At 48.9% G+C, this 25,787-nt stretch carries 18 protein-coding genes; 11 read left to right on the top strand and 7 right to left on the bottom strand.

All coding sequences use genetic code 11. From position 1 onward, the window contains the following. Positions 1 to 111 precede the first annotated feature (111 nt). From MUG84_RS10305 to MUG84_RS10325, 5 genes are all read left to right on the top strand, one after another. A complete protein-coding gene (locus MUG84_RS10305) occupies positions 112 to 741 on the top strand; it encodes a TetR/AcrR family transcriptional regulator (RefSeq protein ID WP_244724755.1) in 630 nt (209 codons plus the stop codon). Next, on the top strand, positions 738 to 1,592 hold the full coding sequence (locus tag MUG84_RS10310; protein ID WP_244724757.1) for an ABC transporter ATP-binding protein: 855 nt from the start codon (positions 738 to 740) through the stop codon (positions 1,590 to 1,592). Before MUG84_RS10305 ends, MUG84_RS10310 begins: the two co-directional genes overlap by 4 nt. Further along, positions 1,589 to 2,302, top strand: a complete 714-nt coding sequence (locus MUG84_RS10315) for a fluoroquinolone export ABC transporter permease subunit (RefSeq protein ID WP_244724759.1) — start codon at positions 1,589 to 1,591, stop codon at positions 2,300 to 2,302. The genes MUG84_RS10310 and MUG84_RS10315 overlap by 4 nt, the downstream gene beginning before the upstream one ends. Next, the gene (locus MUG84_RS10320; protein ID WP_244724760.1) at positions 2,299 to 3,024 is read left to right on the top strand and encodes an ABC transporter permease; all 726 of its coding nucleotides are present in this window, start codon (positions 2,299 to 2,301) and stop codon (positions 3,022 to 3,024) included. The genes MUG84_RS10315 and MUG84_RS10320 overlap by 4 nt, the downstream gene beginning before the upstream one ends. A gap of 192 nt (positions 3,025 to 3,216) precedes the next feature. After that, positions 3,217 to 5,928 (top strand): endo-beta-N-acetylglucosaminidase, encoded by a 2,712-nt coding sequence (locus MUG84_RS10325; protein WP_244724761.1) that lies wholly within the window; start codon positions 3,217 to 3,219, stop codon positions 5,926 to 5,928. A 108-nt stretch (positions 5,929 to 6,036) separates the two neighbouring features. Here MUG84_RS10325 and MUG84_RS10330 read toward each other — a convergent pair whose 3' ends face one another. Continuing rightward, positions 6,037 to 8,376, bottom strand: a complete 2,340-nt coding sequence (locus tag MUG84_RS10330) for an AraC family transcriptional regulator (RefSeq protein ID WP_244724762.1) — start codon at positions 8,374 to 8,376, stop codon at positions 6,037 to 6,039. 314 nt (positions 8,377 to 8,690) lie between these two features. Here MUG84_RS10330 and MUG84_RS10335 point away from each other — a divergent pair, with 314 nt between their 5' ends. The 4 genes from MUG84_RS10335 (at position 8,691) to MUG84_RS10350 (ending at position 14,014) form a co-directional block, all read left to right on the top strand. Further along, the gene (locus tag MUG84_RS10335) at positions 8,691 to 9,635 is read left to right on the top strand and encodes an ABC transporter permease (RefSeq protein ID WP_244724763.1); all 945 of its coding nucleotides are present in this window, start codon (positions 8,691 to 8,693) and stop codon (positions 9,633 to 9,635) included. A 25-nt stretch (positions 9,636 to 9,660) separates the two neighbouring features. Further along, entirely contained in the window at positions 9,661 to 10,551 is an 891-nt protein-coding gene (locus MUG84_RS10340) for a carbohydrate ABC transporter permease (RefSeq protein ID WP_244724766.1), read from the top strand. A 42-nt stretch (positions 10,552 to 10,593) separates the two neighbouring features. After that, a complete protein-coding gene (locus tag MUG84_RS10345; RefSeq protein ID WP_244724768.1) occupies positions 10,594 to 12,123 on the top strand; it encodes an extracellular solute-binding protein in 1,530 nt (509 codons plus the stop codon). Between the two features lie 76 nt (positions 12,124 to 12,199). Beyond that, entirely contained in the window at positions 12,200 to 14,014 is a 1,815-nt protein-coding gene (locus MUG84_RS10350) for a glycoside hydrolase family 35 protein (RefSeq protein ID WP_244724770.1), read from the top strand. 201 nt (positions 14,015 to 14,215) lie between these two features. Here MUG84_RS10350 and MUG84_RS10355 read toward each other — a convergent pair whose 3' ends face one another. Then, complete coding sequence (locus MUG84_RS10355) at positions 14,216 to 15,226, bottom strand: AraC family transcriptional regulator (RefSeq protein WP_244724772.1); 1,011 nt, start codon at positions 15,224 to 15,226, stop codon at positions 14,216 to 14,218. A gap of 165 nt (positions 15,227 to 15,391) precedes the next feature. On the opposite strand from MUG84_RS10355, the gene MUG84_RS10360 reads away from it, so the two are divergent. Further along, the gene (locus tag MUG84_RS10360) at positions 15,392 to 15,970 is read left to right on the top strand and encodes an NAD(P)H-dependent oxidoreductase (protein WP_244724775.1); all 579 of its coding nucleotides are present in this window, start codon (positions 15,392 to 15,394) and stop codon (positions 15,968 to 15,970) included. Between the two features lie 81 nt (positions 15,971 to 16,051). On the opposite strand, the gene MUG84_RS10365 is transcribed toward MUG84_RS10360, so the two are convergent. Together MUG84_RS10365 and MUG84_RS10370 are read right to left on the bottom strand one after the other, a co-directional pair. After that, a complete protein-coding gene (locus MUG84_RS10365) occupies positions 16,052 to 16,903 on the bottom strand; it encodes an SPOR domain-containing protein (RefSeq protein ID WP_244724784.1) in 852 nt (283 codons plus the stop codon). Further along, positions 16,900 to 17,442 carry a sigma-70 family RNA polymerase sigma factor gene (locus MUG84_RS10370; protein ID WP_244724787.1) on the bottom strand — a complete coding sequence of 181 codons (543 nt, stop codon included), beginning with the start codon at positions 17,440 to 17,442 and terminating at the stop codon, positions 16,900 to 16,902. The genes MUG84_RS10365 and MUG84_RS10370 overlap by 4 nt, the downstream gene beginning before the upstream one ends. A 219-nt stretch (positions 17,443 to 17,661) precedes the next feature. On the opposite strand from MUG84_RS10370, the gene MUG84_RS10375 reads away from it, so the two are divergent. Next, a complete protein-coding gene (locus MUG84_RS10375; protein WP_244724792.1) occupies positions 17,662 to 17,958 on the top strand; it encodes a hypothetical protein in 297 nt (98 codons plus the stop codon). 86 nt (positions 17,959 to 18,044) lie between these two features. On the opposite strand, the gene MUG84_RS10380 is transcribed toward MUG84_RS10375, so the two are convergent. The 3 genes from MUG84_RS10380 to MUG84_RS10390 form a co-directional block, all read right to left on the bottom strand. Continuing rightward, the gene (locus MUG84_RS10380; protein WP_244724800.1) at positions 18,045 to 24,434 is read right to left on the bottom strand and encodes an alpha-amylase family glycosyl hydrolase; all 6,390 of its coding nucleotides are present in this window, start codon (positions 24,432 to 24,434) and stop codon (positions 18,045 to 18,047) included. Positions 24,435 to 24,690: 256 nt separating this feature from the next. Beyond that, positions 24,691 to 25,311 (bottom strand): DUF2812 domain-containing protein, encoded by a 621-nt coding sequence (locus MUG84_RS10385; RefSeq protein ID WP_244724802.1) that lies wholly within the window; start codon positions 25,309 to 25,311, stop codon positions 24,691 to 24,693. A gap of 15 nt (positions 25,312 to 25,326) precedes the next feature. Beyond that, complete coding sequence (locus MUG84_RS10390; protein ID WP_244724803.1) at positions 25,327 to 25,638, bottom strand: PadR family transcriptional regulator; 312 nt, start codon at positions 25,636 to 25,638, stop codon at positions 25,327 to 25,329. Between the last annotated feature and the right edge of the window lie 149 nt (positions 25,639 to 25,787).

Raw genomic sequence — 25,787 nt, forward strand, 5'->3', positions numbered from 1 at the left:
TATATGGGGCTATAAAAGGGATTGACAATTCCATCCAATCAATCTATGATCTTTTTATGAATACAAAATAAAATTATTCATAAAATCATAAATTGAGGTGAAACGGGATCCATGCCTAGAAAATTCAATGATCAAGAGAAAGAACAAATCCGCCAGAAACTGCTCGAGGTTGGCCAAAAAAGCTTCGAAACCTTAGGCCTCAAAAAAACCAGTATTGAAGACTTAACAAAAGCAGTCGGCATTGCGCAAGGGTCTTTCTATATGTTTTACAAGTCCAAGGAAGAGCTTTGCTATGAAATTCTATTGAACGAAGAAGCTTCCATCCGGGAGAGCATGCTTCAGTCCATTTCTTCGAATGACGCTGTCACGAAAGAGAGCATTCGCGACTTTATGTTAGACGGCTTACGCCTCATGAGCGAGAACCCGCTCATTCGTCAAATGTATCTGGAAGGGGAATTTGAATATCTGATCCGTAAGCTGCCTAGTGAGCTGCTCGAACAGAACTACCGTGATGATCAAGATGCGATGATGCCAGTCGCCCAGAAATGGCAGAATAGCGGCATTTTAAGTGACGCCCCGCCAGAACTGATCGTCAGCATGTTCCGGGCGATTGTTCTTCTATCCCTGCACAAGAAGGAGATTGGTGAGCACAGCTATACAGCCACCATCGAATTGCTTGTGGATATGCTCGCAGAGGGAATGATTGCAAAAAGCAAGCGAAAGGACGGATCTTTCGGATGATTAACGTCGAACAATTAAGTTACCGTTATCCGGGAGCTAACAAGAGAACCTTGCAGGGAATCGACTTCTCGATTGCCCGCGGTGAAGTTTTCGGATTTCTTGGCCCTTCGGGAGCCGGCAAGAGCACGACCCAAAAAATATTAATCGGCGCACTACGAAACTATACAGGAAGCGTGCAGGTTCAGGGTCAAGAAATACGCGATCTTGGCCCTGATTACTACGAGAAGATCGGTGTCGCTTTTGAGTTCCCGAATTTCTACAGTAAATTTACGGCGCTTGAGAATTTGAAGATGTTCCAGTCCCTTTACAAGAAATCGAAAGACAATCCGATGGATATATTGCGTAAAGTCGGGCTGGAGCAGGCTGCGAATATGAAGGTGTCTCAATTTTCGAAAGGAATGAAAATGCGGCTAAATTTCTGCCGGGCGATCCTTCATCACCCCGATATTCTATTCCTAGACGAACCCACTTCGGGGCTCGATCCGCTCAATGCGAAGATCATGAAAGACTTGATTCTAGAGCAAAAGTCTGCCGGGACGACGGTACTTATCACAACGCATAACATGCATGCAGCCGAAGAGCTGTGCGACCGTGTCGCTTTTATCGTCGATGGGCAGATTTCTCTAATCGACTCCCCGCGAGCATTGAAGCTCCATCATGGACAGAAGCGGGTACGACTCGAATATACCCTATCGAATGAGAAGCATATCGAAGAATTCCCTATGCACAACCTTGGAGAGAACACAAGATTCTTGCAACTGATACGACAACACCCTATTGAGACGCTTCACTCCTTAGAAGGTACGCTGGATCAAATCTTCATCGATGTGACGGGGAGAACACTGGTATGAGATTGACAAGTACAATATCGCATGACATTCGATTCCAGTGGCGGCACGGGTTCTACGCGGTTTACGTTATTGTGTGCCTTCTCTACCTATTGCTACTGCATTTCGTCCGAGCGGACTATCAAGATTCCGTAATCATACTGCTGACCTTCTTAGATCCGAGTGCGATCGGTTTGATTCTCGCGGGAGGGATCATCTTGCTCGAGAAAGACCAAGGTATACACAATCATCTATTCGCAACGCCGCTGCGGCTACAGGAATATTTACTGGCGAAGGCTCTATCGATATCGGTTCTTTCCACTGCTGCCGCATGGGTGATTCACGGTTTCTCGGCAGGAATTCCTGTATCACCGATCCTTTTCACACTTGGTATTCTGCTAACTTCGAGCTTCTTTACGTTCTTATCGATCGGTGTGGTCGCTCGCTCTCATTCGATTAACGGGTTTATTCTTCTCTCACAGCTCTATTCTCTGCCATTTTCATTGCCCCTGCTCTATTTCTTCGGCATTGGCCGCGAGGGCTTGTACTTGATATTTCCGACCCATGGCTCACTCCTCCTGCTTCAATCCACAGTACGGCATCTAACATGGCGTGAGATAATCTATGCCCTCACCATTCTCCTATTGTGGAATGCAGCAGCATTTATCTGGGCGCACCGATCATTCGAACGTCGGATTTTGCTGAGAATAGACGAAAGAAGGGAACAACAATGAGGAATTACCGTCCGCTCCTTATTCAAGATGCCAGACAGACGTTGAAAGACCCGATGCTGATGGCCAGTCTGCTCGGACCGCTATTTGTCATCTTGTTCACACGGTTTGCCTTTCAACCGCTGTCGGATTGGATTGAACAGCACTATGCTTTTCGCTTGGCCGACTATACCGAGTTCATCGCGGCGTTCTTGGTGATTACTATTCCTCTGTTGCCCGGTACGATGGCAGGCCTACTGATGCTTGATGAGCGAGATGAGAATATGATCGCTTACTATGCGGTAACACCGCTTGCCCGCAAAGGCTATTTCGTCTATCGATTATTTCTGCCTAGTCTGCTGTCATTCGCGCTGACCGCGCTTTACTATCTTTTCTCAGGAATCGCTGACAAAGAGCTAGGAAGTGTGTACGCCCTACTCTTACTCACGCTTGAGGCCCCATGTATTACGTTATTCCTTGCAGCCTTCGCTGCGAATAAAGTAGAGGGGCTTGCACTCTCCAAACTATGCGGACTATTATTCGCCGGCCCCGTCATCACGGCGTTCGTTCCGGTGCCCTGGCAGTACGCTGCAGCGTTGATTCCTACATTCTGGCCTGCCAAAGCATATTTGGCAGATATCTCAGGTGATCCGGTCGTCTCCACCGCTGCCTTCATGATCGGGCTCGCGCTGCATGTCGCTCTACTGCTAAGCTTCGTCCGAGCCTTTCTGAAGCGAATCGAATAGCCGCTTAAACCGAACAACGACCACTCACCTCATTTTCTACTAAAATCATCACATTGCAGTATAAACTACTAAAATATGGTATAATTCAGGTGTAAAGTAAGGCGAGACCAAAATGTATCTAACTGTTAAACAACAAGTAAAACACCTTTCTAAATGTAAAGAAACTACATTACAAAATAGGAGGAACGATCAGTGAATAATAGAAATTCCTTTGGGAAGAATCAACCGATAACACACGGATATAGAGCTGTGGACATTGAGCATTGGTCTCCAGAGACAGATCCGAATGCGGATCGATTAAGAGCCTTTGTGCCTTTACAAAAAAGAAATCAGGCGTTTGCTGCAACACAAGCGAATCCGAATCTTAGTCCAGAAACCGAGTTTTTTAACTTGACTGGGGATTATGACTCTTATTTCCTTGGCGCAACGCCTTACAATAACGAGTTTTCGAACTATTTATTTAATTTCTGGCAGTATACAGATTATTATGGCGGCTGGCATGGGACAGCAACAGAGGATGTGCCATCCAGTATATATGACCCTACGGAATCGGGGGAAAAAAGAGTATTTGAATATGGCATCGTAGATTTGCCTAATCCGGCTTATACGAATGCGGCGCATAAAAATGGCGTGAAATCCGTCGGTTGTATTTTTATCCCACGCGAAGGACAGCCTTATGATCTTTTGCTCAAACAACGAGAAGACGGGACATTCCCAGTAGCCGAAAAGCTCATTGAAATGAAGGAATATTTCGGCTTTGACGGGTATTTCATCAACCAGGAAACCTCGATCAAGCCTGAAGATATTAAGAAATATAAGGCATTCACGAAAACGTTGGTAGATGCCGGTTTATATACACAATGGTATGACACGGTGGACGATAAAGAGGGAAAACTGACCTATCAGCCTTCACTTATTCCTTCCCACAGCTCTTTCATTCATGATGACGAAATGGGCGCCACCATTAATAACTCCATCTTTATGAACTATAACTGGAACTCGCCGGATGGTTGGAATAATGGAGATAGCACGGATCAATCCTATATTAAGAATACCGTTGAAGAAGCAAAACGAAGAGGCATTGATCCTCTAAAAACAGTCTTTTCCGGTGTAGAGGCAGGAATGGGGGGCTTCGGGGGAACTCATAACTCGACTCGAAATTTGGATGTTATTCTAGATCTAGAAACAGGGAATCCATTGACATCGATTGCAACATTGGGAGGGAACTTTGTTCAGTCTGCGCTTGACGAGAATCTAGGCGATCCAAGCAAGAATCTTCAAGGAGATGACGATCATCAGTGGATGATCGCCGAGCGTGAGCGTATGTGGTATACCGGCGTTAAGATTGATCCGACCGATACGGAGGAGCAGAAAGGGTACGCAAGGCCGGATGTTGGCTTGAAAGATGCCTCAGAATGGACAGGGATATCGAGATACATCTCAGAACGTTCGGTCATCAATGGAAGTACCTTTGTGACGAACTTTAATACTGGGCACGGCATGAAATACTATGTGAATGGTAAAGTATCGAATAACGAAGAGTGGTCAAACATCAATTTACAGGATATTCTTCCAACGTGGCAGTGGTGGATCGATACAGAAGGAACCAAGCTGCAAGCGGATTTTGATTATGGGGGCTCCGTGGAGAACGGGGATAAATTCACCTATCAACGGATTGGCGGCTACAAAGGCGGAAGCTCACTTGTCGTGAACGGAACTCTAGATTCAAAGAACTTCCTGCGCCTTTATAAAACGGATCTGGACGTAAAGAGTACAACAAAAGCTTCGATTACGTATAACAAAACGTCAGTTAAAGATCATTCTGAGATTCAGTTTGGGGTTATCTTCAAAGATGCTCCCAATCAAGTTGAATATATTACTGTACCTGGTAGCGGGGAGAAAACAAAAGGATATGTAACAGCAGAATTGGATTTAAGCGTTTATGCAAATCGTGAAATTGCTGCCTTGGGACTTGTCTTTGATCCAAAGGGAAAGGCTGTTCAAGGATATCAAGTTAATATTGGTGAACTTAAAATCACAGATGGACAAGATTACACACCAAGTACACCTAAAGGATTTGAAATTAAAAATAGGTTTCATACCAATGAGATCAATGTCGTATGGGATCGTGAAGATTATAGCACGGTACAACAATACCATCTCTATGCACAGCTTATTCATGGCAACGAGGAATTTTTGGGCGGCATATACGGCGACAATTTTTATGTGAAAAACCTAGATAAACATGTCGTGGCCCTTATATTGACTGCTGTTGGCTCCGATCATACGGAAAGTAAACCAGCTATTATATCTCTTAACAGTAAGAACTTCATATCCAATGTGATGGTTAATGAAGACACTGAAGGATTTGATATTAGCTGGGGAAAAGAAAACGAATGCAGCAAGATTCGATTCGACTTATGTTTTACCGATGGTAGAAAAGATACATACACCAAGACCGTAGATAAAGAATTGGCTTCTACCAAATTTGAAGTCCCCGTGAAAGACGATGATCGGTACCTCTTAAAAATATCCACCTTGGATTCGACAGGTAAAGCCATAGATACCGTCAGTTATGCAGGTAAAATGAAAGATATATATTCCGAAGCATTCGATGGCAGCTACTATATCGATGAGAATACATTAGGGATCGATGTACCTTCTTCAAAAGATTGGTGGCATATGTACATTACAATCAATGGCGAGGCAGTAAAACCTACGAAAGAGTATAATGACGAGACAACCGATTACTTTATTAGGGGATATCATGATTTGAATGGACTTCCTGTACCTAAAGAGGGATCCATCATAGGTATTACATTGGAAGATTACATGGGGAATATGTCAGAGGTTAAAAATATAACTGTAAATTTAAAAGAGTACCAACGAGAAGCATCGTCATGATTTTGTGAATAATAACATCAGCGAAACCCACCGTTAGGCGACCAACCTTACACGGTGGGTTTTCGCTTGTTTAGCTTCCGTTTGATCCATCGATAGAGCTTCCGAATACTACGCCTGCTTCTTATTCTCATGTACGGGATTGAACTGCTCACGATACTGGCCTGGCGTCATCCCCTCCAATTTCTTGAACATCCGGTTAAAATACGGAGGCTGATAGCTGACCGCTTTGGCAATTTCACTGATCTTCATATCGGTGGTCACGAGCAGCTTTTTGCAATGGTTTATTTTGATCGCAGTCAAGTAATCGATATAATTCGAGCCCGTCATCTGCCTGAACGCCTTGCTCAGCTGTGACACACTCACGCCCGCTTCCATGGCAAAGGTTTCAAGCGACAGATCGCTCATATAGTTTTCGTTAATTGTCTGTATGATTTGATCCACCACATGTTTAATAGACTGATGATAGCTTTTGTTCAGTACTTCGATATACGGCTTGATAATGCTGGCGCGAAACCACTCAATGCAGGCATGAGAATCCCGCAGCGCTTCAAGCTCCTTCTGTAATTTCACCCCATCATACAGCGCATACGGATTATGGTTGGACTGCAGCATCGAACGGTACAAGCTGTTCTTCAGACGCATCAGACCTTGATGCACGACCCACTCCGGCGCCCCGTCATTTTGAAGTGCCGTAACGAACCGGATCAGGATGTCCACAGCTTCATTCTCAAGACCAAGGTTCAGCGTATGCGTAAACTCCTGTTCCAGCTCGAAAGGGAATTCAACCTCCTGTTTCGCCTGTTCCAGTGCCACGGCAGCTTCCAGCAGCTGACTGTCCGACGTAAAGCTGCGGTAGCTCAGTGCTCTTCTTGCTTGCTCCAGCAGGTAAGGAACATCCGTCCAGACCCCCGCAGGGCCGTTTACAACGATGGTTGCCGGCATATTCAGCACATCCCGAAGCGTATCTATCATGTCTGCGCTCAATTCCATCAATGGCGGCTTCAGATCTTCAACAGGCGAAGCTACCGGTACAAACCCGATGACGGCAAAAGAGCCGTCCATAAAATCGATGGTATGCACATAGGAGGCCAGGCGCACGGACATTTCATGCAGCAGATTGACTGCCGCGTACGTGAGCAGCTGGTGATCCTTTGGCGAAAGCTGGCCGCGGTCCTCGCTGAGGGGATGGATCTGGCACACAATGATGAAAAAATGCTGCTGCGTAATATCCAGCTTGAGGCCCTGCAGCTTCTCGGCAATCTCGGATTCCGTCAGATGCGCCGCTTGGCCTGATAGAAATTGGTTAATCAGCGCCTCACGAACCTTCGGGATGGACTGGTTCAGATTGCTTTGCAGCGTTTCGTTCACGGAGCGGTACTGCCGCCATTTTTCCTCGATATATTTCAGTTCGTTGTTTTCCGTCGTCATCTCGGATTTGCCCTCTTTGAATAAATCCACCATCCGGCGGATCGGTCTGTACATGCTTTTAGAAGCGAACCAGCTCAGGGCAAGCGCCAGCAGCAGGGAAACACCCCAGTAAGTGAGCACGACATGCTTGTAAGTCCCTGTAGGGGCCGTAATGGCTGAGGAAGGAGTACCGGAGACAAAGGTCCAGATACCGCCCATTTTCTCGAAAGATACCGAACTCACCAGCAATTTGTCATTCTCCACCGGCAGCTGGAAATGCGTCTGGGTGTTGTAAGAACGCTTTGTCGTGCTCAGCACCTCCTGAATATCGGGAATGACCTCCGGATACTGCTTGCTCGCATCGGACTGGGCGACCAGAGTATCTTCCCCGTCCAGAACAAAGGCCACCTGCTCGGAATTGGCATTCAGATTCACCTTCGCAGGATTAACGTATATAACAAGTGCACCGTACGGCTGCTGACTGTTAAAAGGCAACTTCATCACGATCGCATGCGACGAGCCCCCCTGATGAAAAGGCCTGGCCAAATGATTCGTCCAGAGAATGCCTTTCTCGGAACGCATGATGTTCTTCCAGGAAGCCGAATCCGCCGGGTCATCCAGCGGGCGCAGACCAAGCATGGGCTGCATGATCATATTCTGCTTCTCCACATACAGGTAAGCCTGGTCAATCATCGGATCCCCGTTCTCGATAAAATACAGCGTATCGCTTAATTCCTGCGTCTTTTCAAATTGATCCACAAAGTTCGTATCGGCAAGGGAAGTCTTTAATATGGGATTGGAAATCATGTGCAGGGCATATTGAGCCAGCTGGGAAAACTGCTCGTCGATCTGCCGCGCGGTGTTCTTCACCAGCTCTTCATTGTTCTGCTGATGCTGCCTGATGAGGTATTGATTGCCGAAATGCCAGCTGATGAAGCTCACAATGGAAATCGGAACGCATGTGAGCAATATGGCAAGCGCAATGGTTTTCCAGTACATGATTCCTTTTGATGCGAGTCTCCTCGTCCACTCTTTAACCAAACCTCTCACTCCTGACAGTATCCCATTCGGATGAACTCTGATGATTCGTGATCATGTTTAATCCATCATATCGAAATGAAGGTGACATGGAAAGGCTTTCAACAAGAAAAAACGCGATTATTCGGCAAAAATCTCCAAAAAATACATTGTCAAAAAAGTGCAATCGCTTGAAATGAAATCCAGAAAATGCTTGTAACAACAGCCTATCAAGCCTTTTGGCACACTTGAAATAAAGTCGAATTGCCGAAAATGTTGTAAGCCTTTACATTTTGGTTATACGTTAACTTTTGACCCAAAGAAAGAGAGGTAGCCAGATGCTAGCATCGAAGCCGAAAGCCAAACTGCGACAACCCAAACGACCGATATGGCCGGACCTAAAACGAGATAAGTACCTGTACCTGCTGGCTCTGCCAGGCATTTTGTTTTTTATCATCTTCAAATATATTCCGATCACCAATTTGGTCATCGCTTTCCAGAATTACTCCCCGTACCTTGGAATTGCCGGAAGTGAGTGGGTAGGATTTGAGCATTTCACCCGGTTTTTCTCAAATCCCGATTTCTGGATGCTGCTGCGCAATACGCTGGGTATCAGCCTCATGAATCTGGTTTTCTTTTTCCCAGCGCCGATTATTCTTGCGCTTATGTTGAATGAAGTCCGAAACATGTTCTTGAAACGAACCATGCAGTCGCTGATCTATATCCCCCATTTTCTGTCCTGGGTGCTCATTTACGGTCTCACCTACCTGATGTTTTCCCAGTCCGAGGGCTTGTTCAATAAGCTGCTCACCGCGATGGATAAGAACACGATCGATATTTTATCCAATCCGAGTTACTTCTGGGGCATGCTGACCGCGCAGTCGATCTGGAAAGAAGTGGGCTGGGGCACAATCATCTTCCTCGCAGCCATCGCCGGCGTCGATCCACAGCTATATGAAGCAGCCGTTCTCGATGGAGCCGGACGCTTCCGCAGAATGTGGCATGTCACGCTGCCTGCCATGCGGAACGTCATTATGATTCTGTTCATTCTCCGTCTCGGCACCATTATGGATACGGGCTTTGAGCAGGTCTACCTGATGATGAACGCAGCAGTTACCGATGTGGCCGAAGTATTCGATACTTATGTGTACCGCGTTGGTATCCGTCAGGGTGAATTCAGCTACAGCACCGCGATCGGTCTGTTCAAATCCATTGTAGGCCTAACGCTGGTCATCGGCGCGAACAAGGCTGCCAAACGCTTCGGCCAAGAGAGCTTATATTAAAGGCAGCAGAAAGGAGAGTCATCTAATGGAACTCAATACGTCCTGGAAGGACCGCTTGTTTAACGTAACCAACACCGGACTTCTGATCCTGATCAGCTTGGCGATGGTCTTCCCGATTTACTACACCATCGTGCTTTCATTTACCGATCCAACGGAATATTACACCCGCGATTTGATCCTGTGGCCACAGAATTGGTCACTGGATGCCTATAAATACCTGCTGGCAAACGGCATGTTTGTGGATTCCTTGATGGTCAGCATTTTTCTGGCTACGGTTGGAACGGCACTCAGCCTGATTGTCACGGGAGGACTGGCATACGCCATTTCCTGCCGGCGGCTTCGTTTCCGCAAAACGATGATGTTCATGATCCTGCTAACCTTCTTGTTTACTCCAGGGCTTGTCCCCTTGTATATGGTCGTGAGAAACCTGGGATTGATCGACAGCGTCTGGTCCCTCATTCTCCCGTCGCTTACGAGCGGATGGTACGTGCTTTTGATGAAAGGCTTTTTTGACAGCATCCCTGTCAGTCTTGATGAAGCCGCCCGCATTGACGGGTGTACTGAACTCAGTGTGTTCTGGCGGATCATTATTCCGCTTTCGCTTCCGGCGATCGTCGCCTTCGGACTCTTTTTTGCCGTGGGCTACTGGAATACCTATTTTAATGGCATTATGTTCATAAACGAGCAGTCGAAGTGGCCGCTGCAGGTGCTTTTGCAAAACATGCTGGTCGACCCGACTACCATGGGCGGCGGAGGCGGCAGTCAGGCTGTGTCCCTGCAAATGAACCGTCAGCTGCCGACCGAAACCTTGAAAATGGCTGCAGTCGTCATTGCAACCATTCCTATCATGTTGGTGTATCCGTTCCTTCAGAAGCATTTTGCGACAGGCGCCATGGTCGGCTCTGTGAAGGAATGATGAATATACAGGTATTGCCCATTTAAAAGGAGGTTATAGAAAATGAATCCACCAAGAAAACAGGAAAAGAAATCATTGATGATGAAATCCATGCTGGTCATGCTGGGCGCTAGCGTTCTGCTGACGGCATGCGGTGGTTCCAAGGGTGCATCAAGCGATTCATCCGGCCCAACGCCGATCCAGATGCAGACGCTGAACTACGCTACTGAATTTATTGACAATACAAATGTGATTTGGAAAGAATTCGAGAAACGCACCAACACCAAGCTGGATATCACCTGGCTGTCGCCATCGACGTCCGAGGAAAAAATCAACGTCATGCTCGCTTCCGGCGATCTGCCTGAAGTAACGTTCGTTGAATCCCTGATCAATCCCCAGCTGCAGAAGATGATCCAGCAGGGCGTTTTCTGGGATCTGTCCCCTTACATCAAGGACTATAAGAACCTCAGCGCACCGAACCTGGAAGAAATGTGGAACGACTCCAAAGTGAATGGCAAAAACTACGTTATTCCGCGTTATTATCCGAGCTATGGCGGTGGCGCATTCCCGATCCTTCGTAAGGACTGGATGGATAAGCTGGGAATGCAGACACCAACGAATATGGATCAATTTTTCGATGTCCTGAAAGCATTCAAGGAGAAAGACCCGAACGGAAATGGACAAGCGGATGAAATTGCGTATGCGGCCAACCCTGATACGATGAACTTCGTTTACGGCGTGTTCAACGGAACTCAGGGAGAGTGGAAGCTGAAGGACGACAAGCTCGTTCCGGTCATTACCGAGGATGCGTCCCGCGATGCCGTTCTCTGGCTCAAAAAAGCATTTGATGCGGGCCTGTTCCCGAAAGACTTTGCCATCATGAAATACTCTCAAACCGTTGACCTGATTCGTGGGGGTAACGCAGGTGGTACTTCCCAATCCATGAACCATGCCTGGGTAACAGGCTCGAAAATCCGTGACGTTGTTCCTACAGCCGACTATATGCCAATTACTTATCTGGAAAACGCCGCTGGAGAGAAATATACACCATCCGGAGTACCGTATTATGGCGTTTACCTGATTCCTAAAAAGGTTCCTGAGGCAAAAGTGAAGAAAATTCTGGAGTTTTTCGACTATGCATACGGTAAAGAAGGCAATGAGCTGGCTACCTATGGTATCGAAGGCGTGCACTACAATGTCGAGAACGGTCGTAAAATCCCGACGCCTCAAAGCGAAAAAGACCATTTGGGCGATGGCAATATGAACAACCTGATCCACCTCATTAGCGATGATATGTCGATCGGTGCCGTCGGCATGCCGGATGATGTCTATAACCGTAACATTGAAATCGTGAATGAGCGCAAAACAATCCAGACGCCGAACCCTGGCAACGAGCTGTATTCCGAAGCCTATAACAAGTACTTCCCTGAGATTAAGAAAAAAGTGACGGACATGCGTACGAAGGTCATCATCGGCAAAGATACGATTGAAAGCTATGACACGCTCATCGAACAGCTGCGCAATGATCCAACCCTCAAGCAGGTGGCGGATGAAATGACTGAGGCCTATCACAAAAAAATGAGCAGCCAGTAACAGTAAGTCTTTACGAAATAAAAATCGACTGATGCTGTCGGAAATTACGGCAGCCGAGGAAAAGAGGGGACCTTAAGTGAAAGGGCTAGAAATCAGAGGAAAAGAGTTTGTCATTGACGGAGAACCTGTCCGCATCATCTCGGGAGCAATCCACTATTTCAGGGTTGTGCCCGAGTACTGGGCAGACCGGCTTCAAAAATTAAAGGCATGCGGCTTCAATACGGTGGAAACATATGTCGCCTGGAATATCCATGAGCCTAGAAAAGGCGAGTTTGTATTCGAGGGTATCGCCGATCTCGTCCGCTTTATCAAAATCGCGGGTGAGCTTGGGCTATATGTGATCGTCCGGCCAAGTCCTTACATCTGTGCGGAATGGGAGTTTGGCGGATTGCCGGCGTGGCTGCTTAAAGACCCGAGCATGAGGCTCCGCTGCGACTATAAGCCATTCCTGGATCATGTAGATGCATACTATGATGTGTTGCTGCCCAAGCTTGCCCCTCTTCAACACTCGAACGGTGGACCGATCATCGCCATGCAAATCGAGAATGAATATGGAAGCTACGGAAATGACAAGAAGTATCTAAACCATCTGAAGGAAGCGATGACTTCCCGCGGAATCGACGTGCTGCTCTTCACCTCGGACGGTCCCGGAGACTTTATGCTGCAGGGCGGAATGGTTCCGGGGGTTCTTGAAACGGTCAACTTCGGATCAAGGGTGACGGAAGCCTTTGCCAAGCTGGGCGAATATCAGCAGGATCATCCGGATATGTGCATGGAATTCTGGAACGGCTGGTTCGATCACTGGGGCAAGTCGCATCATACACGCGATGCAGCGGAAGCGGCCGAAGTATTCGGGCACATGCTTGAGGCCGGAGCATCGGTTAACTTCTACATGTTCCATGGCGGGACCAACTTCGGCTTCTATAACGGCGCCAACTGTGGTGAAGAAGGCTATGGCCCTACCACGACAAGCTATGACTATGATGCTGCGATCAGCGAATGCGGCGATCTGACGGACAAATTCTATGCATTCCGGGAGACGCTGTCGGAGTACGTGGATCTTCCGGAGCTGGAGCTGCCGGAGCCGATTGCAAAAAAAGGCTATGGACAGGTTGAGCTGACGGAACGGGTGTCGCTTTTCGACGCTTTATCCAGCCTCGCGGCTTCAGTAGAGAGTAGCGTTCCTCTGACAATGGAAGAGTTGGATCAGGATTACGGATTCATACTCTACACAACAGAGGTTACCGGTCCACGAGCAGAAAGTGAGCTTGTGCTGCAGGAGGTTCGCGACCGCGCGCTGATCTTCGTAAACGGTGAATACCAAGGCGTAATCGACCGGATGAACCATACACAGCCGATCAAGTTGACCATTCCTCCGGAAGGCGCCAAGCTGCAAATTCTGGTCGAGAATATGGGCCGGACCAATTATGGACCTCTCATGAAAGATCCGAAGGGAATTACGGAAGGCGTGCGGCTAGGGTACCAGTTTCTGTACGGCTGGACGATTCATCCCCTCCCACTAAACAATGTTGAACAATTGAACTTCGCAGAAGAAGCTGCAAAAGCTGCTCACGTGACGCAGGAAGCGGAAGAAACAGCTGCGGCAACTCGCGGGATGCAGGGTCCTGACAAAGGAACTTCCGCATTCTATAAAGGGACCTTTCATGTGGAGCATGCTGCGGATACGTTCCTGAATTTTGAAGGCTGGACCAAAGGCGTAGCTTTCGTTAATGGACATAATCTTGGACGATACTGGGAAATTGGCCCGCAGAAAACCCTTTATATTCCTGCCCCGTTCTTGAAGGCCGGAATCAATGAAATCATCATGTTTGAACTTCATCATTGCCAAAATACTGCGATAACCCTGCAGGACCATGCCGAGTTAGGATAAATCATTGTTTATTGCTTTTCCTACTGTATTTATTATGCTATATATCCAACTTGCAAAAGGAGTGTCCCAAAGGTCCGTTGACATGGGACACTCCTTTTTTTGTTAACGAAAGGAGCTTCATCCAACGAATCGCGCCTCGCCAAGCTGCCCTCTCTGGAATGGGTTCGTTCTCTCGCTTCTTGGTGCTGCTTTTTACGTCAGCTAAGCAAATAGCTGCTGCCGGTATTCACCCGGCGCTGTTCCCGTCCATTTTTTAAAGGCAGCCTGGAACGAGCTTGGCTCGGAAAAATGGAGCAGATAGGCGATTTCGGCGATCGTGTGCTCCGGCTGCGCCAGATGGCGGATCGCCAGTTCCCTTCGGACCTCATTGGCCAGCCGGTTATACGTCGTCTGCTCCTCTTTTAACCGGGCCTGCAGTGTTCTTGCGCTCAGCTTCATCTCCCGGGCCGCGTCCTGCAGTGTGGGGAAAAAGGACGGCATGCACGATAAAATCCACTCCCGCAGGCGGGATGACAGGACCGAGCCTTGCGCCAGCTTCACCCGCACTTCCTCCGCAATCGTTTCAAAAACGCCTAGCAGGCGCGTATCCGCTCCTATTACGGGAAAATCAAGCATGTCCCTCGTAAACGTGAGTGTATTCTCCTCTTGCCCGAACAGCGGCGCTATCCCTAAAGCCGCCATATATTCCTCCTCCGGAGCGCACCGTTCATGCGAGAAACCAGCTCCAAGAGGCTTAATCGGCCTGCCGCTGAGCTGCAGCATGATTTGAATCAGGGAAACGGCCATATCCTCAATGCAGTGACGACTGAAGCCATGGACCGAATAATTCAGGAACAGACGAAGGGTGATGTTTGCTCCTGCATGTTCGAGCTCGATATTGTACTGGCTGCAAACGACGTAATTGTATTTTTGATACGCCACAAGTGCCTCGCCAATGGTTTTCGAATGGAACATGACATATCCCAGCACTCCTAGGTCGGAGATGTTCATGGACTGTCCCTGATGAAGCCCAAAGGCCTGATCCCCCGTAAAATCGGCAGCCGCTTGCACGATACGTTCGAGTTCCCCTGCTTCGATCCTCGCCTCAGTCTGGCTGAACAGCCCGCCATCGATACCCGCTTCTATGCAAAAAGCATCCCAGTCATAACCCTTCATCACGATCAATTTTCGAATAGGCCACAGCATGGATACCGATACATCTTCCTTTTTCAACTTGTCTTCCCCTCCGCTGACGCAAATGATCATGTTATTCGCGCGTTTAGTCATGTCACTGGTGATGCGTTCCCGTTTATGATGATCTTGGCTTTATTTTAACACGGCAATCAGCCGCTGCGTGAAAACGAAGCACAATCATGCCATCTGAGGAGGAAATCCTTTATGAAAAAAATCGTGGTCATTATCGGCCATTCCGATACCCAAAGCTACTGTCACGCGCTCGCACAGGCCTACATCCGGGGAGCCGAAGGCAGCGGAGCAAGCGTCCGCATACTCGATCTCGCCGCTATGGATTTTAGTCCTATTTTACAGTACGGATACCGCAAGCGGACCGAGCTTGAACCCGATCTGGTCGCAGCCCGGGAAGTCATTCTCTGGGCAGATCATCTCGTATGGATATATCCAACCTGGTGGGGCACCATGCCTGCCATTATGAAAGGCTTCATCGACCGGGTATTCCTGCCGGGGTTTGCGTTTACCTCCGCGCCGGACACCTTGATTGCCAAGAAGCTGCTCGTAGGAAAAACCGCTAGATTGCTGGTCACGATGGATTCACCATCCTGGTATTACCGCCTCGTTCTCAAACGGGCTGGACATACGATCATGAAGCGCGGCATCCTGAAGTTCAGCGGCATTAACCCGGTGCGTATTACCGAAGTGAATACCGTGAAGTTGTTATCCACGGAAAAGCGCAAGCGCTGGCTCGATCAGGCGGAGGCTATGGGAGCCAAGCATGCTTAGTGGCATGCCAAAAAAGGGTCCCCCGGCGCCATCCATGGCCCAAGGAACCCCTTTTCATGATCCAATCGATCTCGTTAAGGTCTACTTCGGATTTTCATTGCTCATCCAGCTGTCGACATAAAGCGGTTCGTTGTAATCCTCGCGTGCGGACAGCTTCTGAAGAAGCTCCTCCGCTTCGCTGCGGGTAGCAAAACCGCCCAACGCCACGATATACTTGCCGTCTTTTGTTTTGATGACGCTGCTGCCGTCCTGGGTATACTGCTCGTCAAGAAATCCCAGCGTCTCGCCAAGCTCCATCCCCTGGCTCCGCACATAGAAGACCTCATGAGCCTTTTCCTTTTTCTCTGCACCAAACAGCTTCAGCTGGATATACCCGGGCTTCTGGTACTCCGACACGGAATAATCGACGTTATCCTTGAGCTCCACCACAAACCGGACCATCGAATCATCCAAAATGATATTGTTGTAGACATCCTTTACATTCGATAGAGCACCGATATCCTGTTTCAATTTCTCGCCATCCAGATTCCGTACGCCGTTAAAGGTGAAGATCAGACGGTTTGGCGCTTCCTTGTGTTCGACCGTGTAGGCCGGAGCACTCGTGGTTTGTTCGCCGCCAATCGTAAAGTGGATATTCAGCGTATTCTCCTGCACCGTCGTTGTCACGGCAACGCCGTCCGTACGTTCACCACCGCCGCCAACTTGCAGCACCTTGACGATCGACCCGACGACGGGTACATCGGATAAAGCCATGGCAACACCAGGTACATTAACGGTGGTCATCAGAGCTGCGCAAGCGGCAACAAGAACGGACGATCCGCGAAGCCATCTCATTTTCCGCTTGTGCATGCGTCCCCGCTGCGTGGCTTCATGAATTACCTCGGAGAGGTGGGATGGAATTTCTATATTTTCGTAGCGATCTTTTCCTGTCATGTCATATCCACCCCTTCCTTGATTAAATGTTTTTTGAGCTTGGCCAGGATTCGGTAAACCTTGGTCTTGACGGTGTTTTCCGGGAGGGATAACACTTCCGCCATATCCTTGAAGCGCTTGTCCTCAAAATATTTTAGAATAATAAATGCCTTATCTTCCGGCTGAAGCTGATCCAGCGCCTCGTATAGATCCCACTTCTCTTCCAAAGACACCGGCCCTTCCATGGTGGAAAATTCGACCGCGCTGTCCTCCATGTAGGTGTACCTTTTATTTTTCCTCATATAATCCAATGCGCAGTTGATTACAATCCGGCTGATCCATGTCTCAAAGTACTCCGGATTGTTCATGTTTTTAAAAGAAAGATAGGCTTTGTACGTTGCTTCCGATACGATCTCCAAAGCCTCCTGTTCATTTTTTACATAACAATAAGCAAAACGGTATAGCTTCTCTTTACAGGATTCGATCCGTTCGCTAAACTCCTGCTCGGTTAATTTCGCGTTTCCTTTCAGTTTCTTCACCCCCTGGCGGCTGAAAAGCACTTATCGTATGGCTTCACCCTAAGTTCTTGAATGCTGTTATGCCCGTTAGACTGAGGAGAGCGTGAAAAAGTTTCAAATTATTTTTGTAAATAAAAACGGGTTGGTTATACTACAAGGGAAATATACTATAATCTGTAACTTTTTGATATCAATCATGTTATGTATATAAACGATGCATTCGCATTCACGTGGAAATATATAAGGAATGGAAGTGAGCTTATGACGGAGACACCACAGGAGAATGGACGGATTGAGGAGCTCCGTAGGAAACACTCGGAGCTGTGGAATGAAATATCGGTGATGAATGAGGATGAGGCCGAGCACCTGCTGAACAGCTTCTCCAGCCAGATTAAGCGCGAGCATATAAACAAACACTCCCTCAAAGAGTTAAGCCAGGAATTAGGCTTGAACGACACGGTGCGGTCACCATGGTTCTACGTATCCGTAATCATTGGCCTCTGCATTCCCGTTCTCTTATATGCGGCATTTATATACATCTCTTTGTTGCTGGAGTAGCCCACTTCTGATAAACGTAAAACAGCAGCCCGGTCCGAAAATATAAGGACCGAAGCTGCTGTTTTTATTAAATCATAATTGCACTCTTATCTTGCGGTTAGTAGCTTATAAATCACCTGTGCGCTTTCCGCGCGGGTGGCTTTGCCCTGAGGCATAAATTGATGGTTTCCGTCACCAGTCAGCAGTTTCAGCTTCGCCGCCATTTGAACGGTATCCTTCGCCCAATCGCTGATTCCGGCCGAATCTGTAAATGGAAGAGCTGCTCCTGCTCCCGTACCGTCAAGCTGGGTATGATTCTTCGCTTCATAAGCCCGGATCAGCATAACGGCCATCTCTTCACGTGTAATCAAGGCGCTTGGTTCAAATGCCGTCTGTGAACGGCCTTGCACAATACCCGCCTCATTAACAGCCGCAACGGATGCCGAATACCACTGATCTGCAGGCACATCCGCGAATTTGGCCGGGTGCTCCGCTTTTAATTCCAAAGCTCGCGCGATCAGCGCGGCAAATTCGGCCCGTGTAATGCTGCGTTTAGGATCGAACAGATCAGCCGTCGTGCCCGTAAGAATCTGTTTGGCTGCCAAATAAGATACCGCACCTGATGCCCAATGATCGGCTGCCAAATCCTTAAAGCTCTTATTGAACTCCAGTACGCCATATTTCGAAAAATGCTGAAGCTCCGTCGTCATGGTTCCGTCCGTATTCAGCTTTCCACCGATAAACTTAATCTTGCCGTCATCTGTTAGATCATAAACGGCAATGCGTTCCTGGTTCGCATGACTGTCTACCTTTAGGTCCAGCAGCAAGGGCTTGTTAAATTCCTTGATTTCCTTCACAACCTTGCCGTTTCCATCGATCAAGCACAGCTTGAAATCATAGATTTCAGAGGCTTGCACCAGATTGGCATGGGCTGCGCTGCCTGCCTTTGATAACAGTTCCCCGGCTGCATCCTTGCCGACCGTTTCCATATTCAGAGCAATTTGCAGACCTGCCGCCTGGGCTGAGCCAGAGGCCGAAAACTGCTCGAGCACCGCTGCCGGAATGGTGAGTAGGTCGCTTCTATGCTTCAACTGCAGCGCTTTCCCTTGCAGCATACCGGCTGTCAGCACAGGCAGAAGCACCTTCCCGGCGCTTCCCGCATCCAGTGTAACCACACTGCCTCCCTGGCTGCTGACCGCTGCTTTGATCTGTTCTGCGGTGAAAACGACAGTCTTGGCATCCTTGCCGCTTTGACCATGGCCTGGATTCGCCGTACCGCTGCCTTGATTGCCCTGCGAACTGCTTCCTCCACTCGTATTGCCGTCGCTGCCTTCTTGCCCGCCATTTCCGGTATTCCCGTCTTTTTTGGACACAACGACAGTGCTTTTCGCTTGATATTGACCATCATGAGTCGTCACTGTAATGATTGCCGTCCCTGCCTTAAGCGGTGTTACAGCTCCGGCTCTATCCACCTTGGCAATGGAATCGTCGCTTGACGTGAACGTAACCGATTTATCCGATGCCTGGTCAGGCAGCACGGCTGCGATCAATTGACCGGAAGCTCCGCCAGCCGTCAAATTCAGCGTACCTGGAGTGAGCGTCACGCCCGTTACGCGTACCGGTTTCGGCTCTCCTCCCCCACCCGTGCGGGTAATGGAAAGTTCAATCGTTTTGGTTGCCTTGCCAGCACGCCCCTGGTCCTTATACCAAGGCAAATTTAGCGTTTCTGCGCTTGGCTCGGCATGTACGCTGAAACGGTTAAGCCCTGGCGCCAGTGGAATTCCCGTTACCTCTACGTTTCCTCTATCATCCATCGTATCTGCCGGAATCGGCTGTCCGTTAATCGTCACATTCGAACCGTAAGGTACGTTGGCCTTCAAAGTAAATTGCTCGGCGTCCGTTTCATAAGCTATCGCATCCCCATAGGAGGTCCGGGGCAGCGTGATGATCATCGGCATATCCACCCAGCGGAGAACGTAATCATCGATGGTCATCCGGTTGCCGCCTTGGTTCTGGATAGTCAGCTTCATGTTGGTATCCTCTGAAGAATACGCATAATTACTCATATCGGCTGTATCGTCAGCCAGACGGGCGTGAGAGGTCAACGCCTCTGTCACCCAAGTTCCCCGTGTATACTTGTATTGAATCGCTTTTCCGGCCATCATTTTGAAGCTGTACTCCACGACGTCACGAGTGGTCGCTCCGCTCGGGACATTCAGCTTGCCTCCGGCCTGATTCCATCCGTTAAAATCTCCGGCAATGTAAATATCGTCCTGAACCGGCGTGTAGCTCGGCAGATGGAGACGAAGTTTGACGTCAACCATGACAAGCTTAGGCGTAACGCTCTGCTCATCGGAGTTTGAACGGTTATAAGATGAATCCACTGCTGCGACCTTGTAAATGTAAGTCGTATCGTTGCTTACCGTAAAATCGGTGTACGAACGGGCTGCCCCGTCAAGAACGGCAAGCTTTTTGAAATTGCCCCCGTCCTGTTTCCGATAGATTTCGAACTTGTAGATGTCGTCGCCTTCCGCCGTCCACGCAAGCTGAGCCCGGTTGGATTCCGTGTTGATCGGAGCCAGGACAGGCTTGCCCGGCGGCGTCATGTCATTCGGATCAGCGTACACATCAACAGAAGACTTCGCCGATTCGGTATAGGTCTCCCCATGATTGGTAGACACCTTAGCAAAGTAGTGATAGGCTCCCGCCTCTGTCGGTTCGAATACCGCCCAGTACACTTTTTTCCCGTCCGAGGTATCCTGTAGGTAACGCAGCTTCACTTCAGCCGCATCCGATTCGTCCGTACCTTCCTTATAAAATGCCAACTTGGCAGTAACGCCCGGCATTTCTTTTCCGGTATAGGCAGATTCATCAGATAATCCCGGAATATCCAGGGTGACTTGAATTTGCGAGGTCGTATGACCGGCGCCCAAGGTCACAGGGGTAGATGGCTGTGTAATCTCTACCGAATGTATGGAATAGAAAGGCGTAGCCGTCGCGAATTCGCTCAAACTGCTTTCTCCCTGGCCTTTAACGGCTGTGACCGTGTAATAATATTTCATTCCGTTCTGAACGCTTGTATCGGTCCAGGTCGTACCGCTGACGATTCCTACTTGCTCCAGTGAGCCTCCCTCAATCGGCGAACGGTATATGTGATATGCATCGGCTCCCTGGACAGCGTCCCACTCCAGGCTAACAGAGAGATTGCCTGCGGTCGCCTTGACATGGGTCACTGAAGGGACAATCTCCAGCGCTCCATCCGAAGTCATCATCAAGCCAGTCATTGCTTTGACCGTCAAATTGGCTTTGCCATCCACAAATTGGACCTTCGTGCCGCTTCCCAACAGATCGGTAAAACCGATAACCGAAGGCAGAAATCCCGCTGCATCAAGGCTCACCGTAACGTCACTGTTTCCACGGTTAATAACGACCAATCCTGCCTGGGCATCCGTTTTCCGAGCATAAGCAATGACGTCGCCCTTGTCGTACGCCACTTTCAAGCTGCCTGTTCGGAAGGCCTCGTTCTCATTACGGATTTCTGCTGCCTTTTGATAGGTCGCGAATAAATTCGCGTAATCTCCAGTACCGGTATAATTGCCACCCGATTCGCTGACGCGATCCCAAGGGAAGGTACGACGGGAATCGGGATCCTTGGTGCCCTCAAGCCCGACTTCATCGCCATAGTAGATGGTCGGCGCTCCTGGGTAGCTCATTTGGAAAATAGCCGTAAGCGCCTGCATGCTCATCGCCTGATTTGTTGGGCTTGGAGCAATCTTCAGATGCTCCTCCTCCCAAGTCGGATTCTGATATTTCGTAATCGACCGAATGGTGTCATGCGAATCGACCAGATTCAGCATAACCTCCCACGCTTCCTGGGGATAATCCTCGCGAATGGACTCCAGCGCGTCGTTGAACTGGGCGGCGTTTCCGTTCAGGACAAACGTTTGCAAAGCGTTGCGGAAGCGATAATTCATGACCGAGTCGAACTGATCCCCCAAGAGGAACTTGGTCGCAACGCCCCACTCTTCGCCTAAAATAATCGGATCATCAATCGTTTCTCCGTTGCTGTCCGAACGGCCTGCTGTCGACTTGACCGCCTTTCTGAACTGTTCCCAGGTTCCCGAGGATACATCTGGAGCGACGTCCAGCCGCCACCCGCGGGCTCCGAGCCACTCCCAGCGCTGGGAATTGGCTTCCTGCATCTGCTTGCCAGCCTGATCATCCAATAAACCAGTCAGATCATGTCCGATGACTTGATCGCGGTATCCCTGCACGTTCCATTCATGATTGCCCGGAAGTCCAGCGGAATCACCGGCTGCAGGCTCAGGTGCATCAATGACAGGAAGGGAATCAAACCCCCACCAGCCTTCGTATTTGTAGTGCCCGTCGACCTTTTCATTCGTGACCTTAAACCATTTCGTAAAGTCGAAGTCGTCCGGATATACATAATTTTTGCTCGTAGCCGGATTTACCTTCGAGGTAAAGGAAGCGATTGTCTCCTGCTCCGCCTTATCACGGGTTACACTTGCATCGGCATTCATTTTGTCATAGACCTTGGACCAAAATTCATAAGCGCCGATCTCCGGATACTTCTCATACCGGTCAAAATAAATAGAGTCGTCCCCTACGTGATTAAAGACACCGTCCACAATCAGCCGGATGCCCTTCGCCCGTGCCTGCTTCGCAAACTCGGTGAATACCCGGTCGGAAGCGGCTCTAGTCTGCTCATAATTCAGGCCCGAGGTAGGATCGCCCGGGATGTTGTATACCGGCTGCCCAAACATCGGATCCAGATGCTTGTAATCGGTGGCATCGTATTTATGGTTGGAGGCTGCCCATGCGACGGGATTGAAGTAAATAACGTTCACACCGAGCGATTTCAGGTAATCCAGCTTTTGGCCCACTCCCTGAATATCGCCGCCGTAGAACTCGTTGGTCCAGATTCCGTCACTCTTGGCGTCCGGATAATAAGGTTTGTTCTCTGGAAGCACACGGTCCGGATTCTCCGGAACGTCTTTCCATGTCCCAGCCACATCCTCCGGAGCAGGATCATTGGCTACGCCGCCATCGAAGAATTGCAGCTTATGCCCGTTTTTGACGGTCATGGTTTCTCCCGGGAGAGCTCCCCCGCGGTAACCATCCACGATTTTAGCCCGGTTGTTCGCAGGATTGCCGTCGAGGAAACGGTCTGGGAAAATTTGATAGACCACGGCATTTTTCATCCAGTCCGGGGTCACGAAATCACTCTTGTATACGGTCAGATCGTAAGGAAGGACGCCATCATCTGCTGTTGTCCCTATGCCTCCGCGCGTAGCGTCATCCCCATATTCCACCTTGGTCATCCCGTCGATCAGAATGAATTTATAATTCCATACGCCTATGCCTTGAAATGCTGTCTTGGGGATCGTAATCTCCCAATAATCCTGGCCACCGAAGGAGGTTGCGAGGTGCATGTCATAGGCTGTGGAAAGTCCTCCCGGATTCGTCAGTTCCACCCGGGCCGCCTGCACATCACCGGCTTCTGCAGCGATGCGGAGGGTCAGATCCTCCGTTGTCTCTTTAACGGCTCCAAAAGGCTTCTTGTACGTGATCGAGCGCGAATCGAAGTAAAGCTTGCTCTTATTGATTTTTCCGTCATAGGAAGCGTCCGCCGGCTTGTAATTGGTGCTCAGCTCCGGCTTTTCCCGGCTCAAATCAATGGAGAATATGACATCGGCCGGATCGAGGGTATTCAGGATAAAATCGTCGCCGCTGCTATTCCCGTAATTCTTGGTACCGTCCCGAGTGTTTCCCAGCACCACTTTCATGGCATAATTGCCTGCCGGCACAGAGCGCTGAAGCTCGTAGACCGAGCCGTCGAACTTCGTATCGACAAACATCTGCTTCGCCTCGGCAGGAGCCCATTCTCCTTCGCCAAATACCGGCTGAATGTTACCCACCAGTCTTGGCCACTGCTCCTCTGGCAGTTTCGGTGCATACTGAGGCAGGCCCTGTACATTCGGGATATTGATTCGAGCCTGGCCCAGTTTCTCATTCACGTAAAAATTGACTCTCGCAGCCTCGCCAAGATCGAAGGCGAAATTGTTCCCGTTATTGGAAAATCCGTCCCAGGTTCCGTTCTTAACGATCTTGAATTCATGATGGCCCGCTTCCAGCACGGCGGAATATTCATAGAAATCACCAGTCAGATGCTTTAGCCTTGTATCTTCGGAAGTATTGTTCCAGCCTTGGAAACTGCCGGCCACGTACCATTTGGAAGTGCCTCCTGGCTGCTCGATAAGTTCATCAGGCTTAAGTCCAGCAGCACCGTTCGCCGCTTCATTGGCCGCCGCCTTAGGCTGCGTGTCAGGCTCCAGGACCGGTATCACTCTGTCCGCCCCTTCAGTTGCAGTATCAGCAAAAATAGGACTGAACGAACCTGCAATGAGCTGTACCGTCATAAGAATGGCCGTAAACAGGGAATACATGCGAAGCTGCTTTTTCTTCACAGAACTCATATAAGGCCTCCTCAAAAATGAACTTCGAGTTTTATCACAGATGAGCAAACGTTTGCACAAACAGAAATGCCCTCCTCCTTTCTCCGCTGTGCAGTTGCCAAGTTAGTCATTGGGAAAACTGATCTCATATTATTATGAAAACGCTTTATCGTCAATCGTTATAACGAACTTTTTTTCCATTTCTTATGATATCATCACAAAAAAACAGCGGCCGCAGTCTAAGCTGCATCCCGCTGTTTTTATTGAAAAATCACTGTTACCGGCCCTGCTGCGTCTTTGCATACTGCTTTTTGGCCTTGTACGCAAATACGCTATATGCCACAATCATCACCGGGATGACCAGCCAGCTAAAGCCCCGGAAAAACGCAAACGGCGTTTCAAAAAGAAGGGCTCTCCAAAACTCTCCACCGCTCATATCCCATAATCCAGGCGTATAATACAGCTCTTTAGGATTCAGAAAAGCCGATAGCTTAATCGCATCCGTTGCGATGAGCGCCGCAAACAGCGGTACAAAGCAGCAGGCCAGCGAAAACCACATATCGGAAAACCGTTTATACCGTGCAGCCTTGGAATCCACATCGGAAAAGATATCCTCGCTTCCCTCGGCTCTGGTTTGCTTGAAATATTGCGAACCCGAGCTCTTGGTTCCGGCAACATGAGTCCAGCCGCTATCCTCGAACAATGCTTTGTAATCTTCAAAATCCTGCCGGCTTTTAAAGGTGCGGTAATCCATCCGGAAGTTCGCGTTCTCCGGTGGAACCTGTGCAAATTCGTAACCGAATGGTTTTCTTCTGATCAATACATTACCCTGCCGGGCCATCTCATTCAGCCACTGTTCTTCACGGTCAAAATTCGTAAAAAATTTCATTTTCTTCATGACGGTCCCCATCCCTTATCCCATTATCTTATTCGTCATTTCAATCATGTGGTGCATGCGGCCATAATCCTGGCGCAGGATCTCCCGTCCTCTGTCTGTGATGACGTATACCTTGCGGCGGCTGTCCTCACTTTGAACGGGCTGGATCAATTTCTGCTTGAGCAGATTATCCACCGCCCCGTAAAGCGTGCCGGCAGCCATGTGTACCTGGCCCGCGCTGAGCTCCTCTACCTTTTGCATAATCAAGTATCCATGCGCAGGTTCAAGCAAAGCGAGGAGTATATAATAAACCGTTTCGGTCAGCGGTAGATTTTTGTCTCTTTTCAAAATAAATTCCCCCTTCTGTTCAGTGTTGCTTTATATCGTGTAACTGTATAGTTATACTATATATAGTTTAACTGTATATTGCAATAGGAAAAATACCAAAACTTCAAAAAAAGAAATGCATTTAAAAACTCTGGAAAAATAAAAAAATA

This window comes from Paenibacillus mangrovi (assembly GCF_022898935.1).
Classification (GTDB): Bacteria; Bacillota; Bacilli; order Paenibacillales; family Paenibacillaceae; genus Paenibacillus_AQ; species Paenibacillus_AQ mangrovi.